Origin of the sequence: Dapis hubbardiae BLCC-M172, assembly GCF_050016015.1 — a bacterium.
Classification (GTDB): Bacteria; Cyanobacteriota; Cyanobacteriia; order Cyanobacteriales; family Microcoleaceae; genus Trichodesmium.
Genome location: NZ_JBNHEQ010000240.1, coordinates 1 through 7824 on the forward strand (window position 1 = coordinate 1; position 7824 = coordinate 7824).

At 38.2% G+C, this 7824-nt stretch carries 6 protein-coding genes; all 6 read right to left on the reverse strand.

What is annotated here, in order from left to right:
- Positions 1–49: 49 nt before the first annotated feature.
- On the reverse strand, positions 50–1696 hold the full coding sequence (locus ACP6PK_RS22065; protein WP_426562688.1) for an iron uptake porin: 1647 nt from the start codon (positions 1694–1696) through the stop codon (positions 50–52).
- A 406-nt stretch (positions 1697–2102) separates the two neighbouring features.
- Positions 2103–3086, reverse strand: coding sequence for a quinone oxidoreductase family protein (locus ACP6PK_RS22070; protein WP_426562690.1), 984 nt, complete (start codon positions 3084–3086; stop codon positions 2103–2105).
- A gap of 680 nt (positions 3087–3766) precedes the next feature.
- On the reverse strand, positions 3767–4960 hold the full coding sequence (locus tag ACP6PK_RS22075) for an MFS transporter (protein WP_426562692.1): 1194 nt from the start codon (positions 4958–4960) through the stop codon (positions 3767–3769).
- A 669-nt stretch (positions 4961–5629) separates the two neighbouring features.
- A complete protein-coding gene (locus tag ACP6PK_RS22080; RefSeq protein WP_426562694.1) occupies positions 5630–5770 on the reverse strand; it encodes a hypothetical protein in 141 nt (46 codons plus the stop codon).
- A complete protein-coding gene (locus tag ACP6PK_RS22085; protein WP_426562696.1) occupies positions 5757–6524 on the reverse strand; it encodes an SDR family NAD(P)-dependent oxidoreductase in 768 nt (255 codons plus the stop codon). Before ACP6PK_RS22085 ends, ACP6PK_RS22080 begins: the two co-directional genes overlap by 14 nt.
- Before the next feature lie 400 nt (positions 6525–6924).
- Positions 6925–7761: a sugar phosphate isomerase/epimerase family protein gene (locus ACP6PK_RS22090; RefSeq protein WP_426562698.1), complete on the reverse strand. Its 837-nt coding sequence runs from the start codon at positions 7759–7761 to the stop codon at positions 6925–6927.
- Positions 7762–7824 lie beyond the last annotated feature (63 nt).

The window sequence follows — 7824 nt, forward strand, 5'->3', positions numbered from 1 at the left end:
ATCCCGACGCTCCCCCGAAAGGAGAGCGCGGGACTTCTCGCCGGGGGAGTTAAAAATAAAACACCGTCCGTAATGTACCAGTAAAAATTGTACCATTACTCTCTTGATTACTAGAATCAAAAACAGCTTGAAATACAGGAGAAATTGAAATATTATCATTCACAGCATAACTATAAAAAACTTCTAAATTTGTCTGAGTGGAATTGCCAATTTCATTCACAATAAAAGGTTGCCCAACTGCTACCCCCACACGATCGCCCTCTTGCAAAACATCTAACCCAGAAAGACCTGCCATCCAATAATTAGGATTAATATCACCAAAATCTGTATCCTGATAACTACTATAACCATAGCGACCAAAAACAGCAAACTTGGAAGCAAAACCCCATTCAAAATTCACCCCTACCGCATCAAAACGGCGAGCAAAAACTCTGCCCCCACTGTAAATCAAACGTAGACTAAACCTAGACGAAGGATTATATTCAAATTCCACCATTCCTTGATGAAAACCAAATAAACCCCGCGAACCCCTACCGTCAGAATAGAGTAATGATGTAAACGCAGAAACAGGCAAAGGACCTTGACCATTTTGAGTAGGATTGTCAGAGTCTGGGGAAATGTATAAAGCACGAAGGTTGAAAGCGCTACCTCCAGGGTTCCATTTTAATATTGCTCCACCACCAATACCATCAACTGGAAATATGACATAGTTATAAACCAGGTTTGATGTAGAAAAGTCGCGGAAACTTAAAGCAGCGTAGCTATTATTGTCTATATAATCCAATGCTTCAATTAAAGGTCCTATAGATAGAGACAAATTTTCCACTACCTGAAAACTGTAGAAGACTCTTCCAATACCAACTTCGTCATCTCGTGGAGGACGTCCACTAACATCCAGAACACTGCCAAAGTTAGGTTCGAGTATTGCGTTAGCATTATCAAGAAAACCATTGCTACCAGTATCAAGCCGCAGTTTTAATAAGTCTGTACCTCGGAAACTGGTATCAAAATCAAAAGCTACTCGATATAATAATGTAGCTTGAGGGTTTTTGTCTGCTAATTCTCTACCATTCGGGTCAATGAGGCGATCGCCATCAAACCCACCAGCATTCACAGCAAAAATTGTCTGACCGTTTAATTTGGTGGTAGTAGAAAACTGTTGCGCTTCTAAAGCATCGACTCGGTTTTCTAATGCTTCGGTGCGTGCTTTGAGGTTAGCTATTTCTACCTGAAAATCTTGTATCAGTCTTTCGATAACTATCAGGTCGTCTTGTTGAATTAATTCTGCTTGACTTTCTGCCAGAAAATTTTCCAGAGTTTGCCAACAAGCATTTAAAGCTGCTGCAAATTCATATCTAGTTATGGCGCGGTTGCCTCGATAGGTATTGTCAGGATAACCAGAGAGACAGTCGTAGCGATGCTTACAGCAAGCTCCGCTAACGCGCAAACTAAGCAATGCTGAATAGGCCCAATCAGTAGGTAAAACGTCATCTAGTTGATAAACAGGTATTTGTTGGGTAATGGGGTCATTTGGTTTGGTCTCGGTAAATTCTTCAGCATAGTTTTGAATTTGCCCCATCAACTCCTGTTTATCTTCTGTGGCCAGGGTTTTTCCACTGCTTAAAGATAATAGATTGATTAGTGTCAAACTGATGAGGATGATTTTTTTATTACCATAATTTTTGAATAATTGCAAGCTATTTCCCCCTAAAAATAGTTTATTCTGAAGTGAGATTTTATCAGAGCAGGGGTCATTTCAGTTATCAGTTATCAGTTATCAGTTATCAGTTATCAGTTATCAGTTATCAGTTATTAGTTATCAGTATTGCTCTTATAGAAATAGGAATTACAGAGATACCATATATATAGAGTTATAAACTCGAACGTCTGAGGTTTGACACTCTATATATAGTACATGACCATTTATGATTAGAGAGATAAATATAGTTGATGGAGCTGAAATTGCTCTTATAGAAATAGGAATTACGCAGATACCATATATATAGAGTCAGAAACTCCAACTTCTGAGTTTTGACACTCTATATATAGTACCTTTGTGTAAGTCGTCAGAAATATGAAAAAAAGTAGCGATGTACATTTTACTATATATTAGGAATTAAAACTAGCTGAGAAATATTAGTTCTATTGCGTACTTGTTCGTAGGCAATTATTCCTCCCGTAAGTGGGTAAGTAACGATCGCTTCTGGTGCCAGAATAGCATTTGTTTCAAACAAGGGATTGAGTTCTGCCAAAATTTCCCCACATTGAGTCACATCAAAAGCTCGACTATCTACTCCAAATAAGCGCAACTCCCGGTGATAAAAATCCCGGATGTCAAAACAAACTTTCGTTTCTTTTGGTGGGGCACTAATAGCAACCAAACGACCTCTATGAGCGAGAGTCCACATACTATTTTCCAACATAGAACCGCCCACTGTATCCAATACCACATTCACACCTTCACCTCCAGTAGCAGCTAAAACAGCAGAATTAAGATTTTCCGTTGCCAAATTAATAACGATATCAACACCAGATGTTGCAACTATTGGATAATCTGATTCCCGTCGCACTGTACCTAAAACTTTAGCTCCCTTCCATTTTGCTATTTGAATCGCAGCTTTGCCAACCCCACCTGTTGCTCCTACTACCAAAACAGTTTCTCCAGACTGTAAATTTGCTGCTTCAATCAAAGATAACCAAGCGGTAATATATCTGACTCCGATAGTTGCTGCTTGTATCATAGATATATTTTTCGGTTTGGGTTGTACCGCTCCTACAGGTAATACCAAATGAGAAGCGTGGGAACCATCGCGGATAAATCCAATATCGCCTCCTGTTCCCCAAACTTCAGTACCAATTAAATTTGGCGCACCTGCGACGACAATTCCAGCAAAATCTCGACCGGGTGTGCGTGGGAGAGTTGTGTTTTCCATGACTCCCAAAATATTTTTCACATCACTGGGATTAATAGATGCTCCATGAACTTCAACCAGCACTTCATCAGGTTGTAAAATGGGAGTGGGAAGTTCTTCAAATTTGAGTTGAGTCGTCGGAGAGCCGAAATTGTCAAAGCGAAGCGCACGCATAGTTAAAATTCCTGTTTATTTTGTACAAAATTGTTTCAGGTGTAGTGGACTGACACGCCTAAAATGTTGCAGTAGTAGGGGGCGGGTTCTGCGTTAAATTAATGGTGTTACAAATATCAGATGAACCCGCCCCCGCCCCAATAATCTAACGCACATTCATTAGCTGTGTCATCCCAGTAGGTTGGGTTGCAATAGTTATAAAAAAGTCTTAGTTTGTAGTTGGGCTTTAGCGCTGCTAGAAATATTTGGAGCGCTTTAGCACAACGGGAGAGCTACTATTATAAGGATTGATACATCTAATATCATGTCTGGTTGAATAGTTATAAATAAACGAGGGAGGAGTCAGGAGTCAGGAGTCAGGAGTCAGGAGGGAACAGAGGAGAAAGAAAGTATAAAAAGAAGAAAGTTTTTTTTATCACGCTCTTATCCGGACATGATATAAAATGGTGCCCTGCGACGGATTTTTAAATCACTTTGACAACAAATAACTGTAGCCGTCTAACGCACCCTACTGGACTAAAATGTTGAAATAGTAGGGGCGGGTTCTGCGTTAAATTAATGGTGTGACAAATTATTCAGATAAACCCGCCCCCGCCACAATAATCTAATGCACTACTAGAGCAACACTAAGCCATCCCATTTTTTTATTATGAGCATTCAAACCAACATAATATAAAATTTCATCTTGTCGATCTAAGACTCAAAATTTGTCGCTGTGGTTTTTTCCAGAAAATTGTGAAGTATAAAATACTCAAAGCTGAAACTAGAACAAATAAAGCAATACCACAAACTCCGTTCCATTGCCAACTACTCCAAGCATAGTTACCACAGTAAGACCCCATAGCTCCTCCCACAAAATAGGAAACCATATAAACTGTATTCAGACGACTATGTATTTTGGCAGGCAAACTATAAATTTGTGCTTGGTTAGAGATTTGAGTTGTCTGCACTCCCAAGTCTAACAGCATCACTCCCAAAATTAGACCCCATAATTCATATCTTGCTAAAGAAAATACTAAAAATGATGAAGTAGAAATCACAACACCTAACATAGAAATCAATCTAGGATTTTTTCGATCTGCCATCCGACCAGCAATTACTGCTGCTATAGCTCCCACAATACCAACTAAACCAAAGATTCCTGCTACTTGACTACTGTAGTTTAGGGGTTGCGCTTTCAGGAAAAAAGCCATGGTACTCCAGAAAATACTATAAGCAGCAAAAGACATTGCCCCAATTAAAGCTACTTGTCGCAATAATAATTGTTCTCTAATTACTTCCCCCAAAGAGAGAATTAATTTAGGGTATGAGAGAGTGACAGAAGGTTTTGCCTGTGGCAGTACAAATGTTGATACTACTGCTATTAATATCATCAACCCACTAGCAAAGAAATATATTGCTCGCCAACCGAAATTTGCTCCGACGAATCCGCTAGTCATTCTCGCTAAAACAATCCCAATGAATAAACCACTCATCACAGTTCCCACAGCTTTGCCACGTTTTCCCGGTTCTACTAAAAAAGCAGCAAAAGGTACAACAAGTTGGGGAACAATTGTAGTCATACCAATAAGTAAACTAGCAAAAATTAACCAACTAATATTAGGAGACATAGCTGCTGTTACTAAAGCTAGAGCAGTTGCCATCAGCATTGTTACTATTAAACGTCGTCGTTCTAGGATATCACCCAAAGGTACAAATAGTAGCAACCCCAAAGCATAACCAATTTGTGTCATCATCGGAATTAACCCAACTTGCTGAGTGGGAGCATGGAAGTTTTCAGCGATTACTGCTAGTACCGGTTGATTGTAATATAAGTTGGCAACTGCAGCTCCACTGATGACTGCCATGATTAATAAAGTTTTGTTAATACCCATAGTTAATTTTTGAGAATAGTTGTATATCTGTAGTAGACTGACACAGCTAAAATGGTGCAATAGTAGGGGCGGGTTTTAGCTAGAATTTTCATGCTTACTCTAAGATTTACATAAACCCGCCCTAATGCACACCCATTAGTTGTATCAGTCCAGTAGGTTGGGTTAAGCGACAGCGCAACCCAACAAAAACCTATAAGAAAAATTTGTAGTAGACTGACACACCTTAAATAGTGCATTAGATGTAGGTTGGGTTGAGGAACGTTTGCGGAGCATTTCCAACGGAAAAACCCAACAACAATCTTTCTCCCCTACTCCCCTACTCCCCTACTCCCCTACTCCCCTACTCCCTAATGCACTATTTTAGTTGAAACAGTGCAGTAGGGTGCGTTAGACAGCTATAATCTAGGCTGTGAAAGGTATTTAACAATCTGTCGTAACGCACCATTTTAGATGTGTCGGTCCAGTAGGGTGCATTGCAACGCACTTACACCTTCCTTTGTTTGTAGTTTAATGTAGGTTGGGTTGAGCGGTAGTGAAACCCAACAACACCTTAGTGGTGCTGGGTTTAATTCTTAAATCCAACCTACGCTTATTGCACTATTTTAGCTGTGTCAGCCCACTATTAGACTCAACCTAACCTACAGCAGCTCAATAATTTTACTGTTGGGTTTATCCTGCGGATAAGCTCCGCTTTTCATGTCGCGCAGCGAAACGTTCCTCAACCCAACCTACACGAACGGCGCAAACAGTCAGAGCTACTGATAACTGATAACTGATAACTGAAATGACTTGGGCGTTAACTCTGTGCATATCCTGCATCTACAACTATTGTTTGACGAGTTATTGCTCTGGATGTATCGGAAGCGAGAAATAAATATGTTCCGACTAACTCTTGGGGTGTTAATTCTATGGGAATTGATTGTAACTCATGTAGAGTCTTATGTTTTGCTTCTGGTGTCACCCACTGTCGCAGTTGTCTTTCTGTCATTATCCAACCTGGTGCTACAGAATTTACCCGAATATGGTGCTTCCCAACTGCTTCTGCTAAAGTCCGAACCATACCTACTATTGCTCCTTTTGTAGCATTGTAAGCAACCATATCTGGTTTCGCAATCCAAACTAGGTGAGAACTTGTCATAATAATACTACCGCTACCAGCATTAATCATTTCTGGTAATAATTCCCGACAAGTGATGAAATAATGTACAACATTTAATTGAAATAGATCGTTCCATTCTTGTGCTGACATTTCTAACAAGTTATATCTGGGATCGTAACCAGCATTGTTAATTAAAACATTTACTACTGGTTTGTCTTTTTTTACTTTGGCTAAAGTTTCTGTTAAAGCTTCACTATCAGTTAAATCTATTCCGTAGACATTTACTTTACAATAATATTGTTGGCATTCTTCAGCTATTTGTAAACCTCGATCATAATCTTTATCTAAAATGGTTACTTCTGCTGCTTGTTCGGCAAATGTTTTAGTTAAAGCTTCGCCAATTCCATTACTGCCGCCAGTAATTAAAATATGTTTTTCTTTTAAGTCTTGATATATGGGATTCATTTTGTTTTCTCCTAATTTTAATTCCTAGTATTTAAAGTAAGCAATAACCGTAGGTTGGGTTGACGTAGGAAACTCAACAACAATAAATAAAATGGTGCGTTAGGATGGATTGTTCAATACCTTTCACAGTCAAATCTTAACGCACCCTAAAAAAATCTACTTAATACCTATTCAGATAATTAGTCATAATAAATATTTTGTTTGTAGTAAAGCTCTAGCCCTTAAAATACTTAATATACAATAAGTAAAAATGGTGCGTTACGACGGATTGTTCAATACCTTTCATAGTCAAATATTTTTGCCGTCTAACGCACCCTACACTAATTTAGTTAATAATTACTAAAATTAATGGGTAAAACTATACTTATTTTGGGGATAAATCCCAACTAAGGACGAGAATTCAAATATTAGCAACTAATACTTTTATTGGATTCATAATCCAATTTTTACTTACTGATAAATGAAATGTTAGTTCATCCAAATCTATCTCTTCTTTTGAACCTGGTGTTTGTCTTGGTTGAGCGCATTCTAGAATTATCGGACCGGAGAATTTTATCTCATCAAGTGCGTCGAAATGTTCGGCAAAATTAGTATGACCAAAACCAATGCCTTTTCTGTTAGAATCAGCGATTTGATACACACTCAGTTTATCCCCACATTCTTTAATGGCTTGAACTAAATTTGCTTCTTCTAAATTTCCATGATAAGTATCTAGAATAACAGTCATATTTGGCGAGTTAATTTCTGTTAGTAAAGATAAAACATCATTACTATTCAGAATGAAACGACATAAATAACGATTCAGGGGTTCAAAGCCTAATTTAATTTTGGCTTTTTCTGCATAAACTGCTAATTCTTGGCAAGATGCAATTAAATTATCTCTGGAACCTGCATAAGTAGTTCCCATCTGACTCTGAATATATTCATGGCAAGTAATAATGGGATTTCCTAATTCTGCTCCATAATCAATTAACTTTTTATAATAATCTAGAGCTACTGTTCTGGTTTGGCGATCGCTACTTCCCAAATCTACATTACTAGGAGTCATGGAGAATATTTCTAAACCATTATCTGCCAAAATATCTTTCACATTTTGAGGTATAGTGTGATGAATATCTATATATAACTCGACTCCATCAAAACCCATTTCTGAAATAATTTTGGCAGTTTTTTCTAATTTATTCTGACCAAATATCCAGGTAGTAACGCCGATTTTTCTCTGTCTACTTATACTCATTTTTCCCTGGTAAATATATTACAAAATTGGTAACACAAGCATCCTGCTTGTTACAGGCTGGAA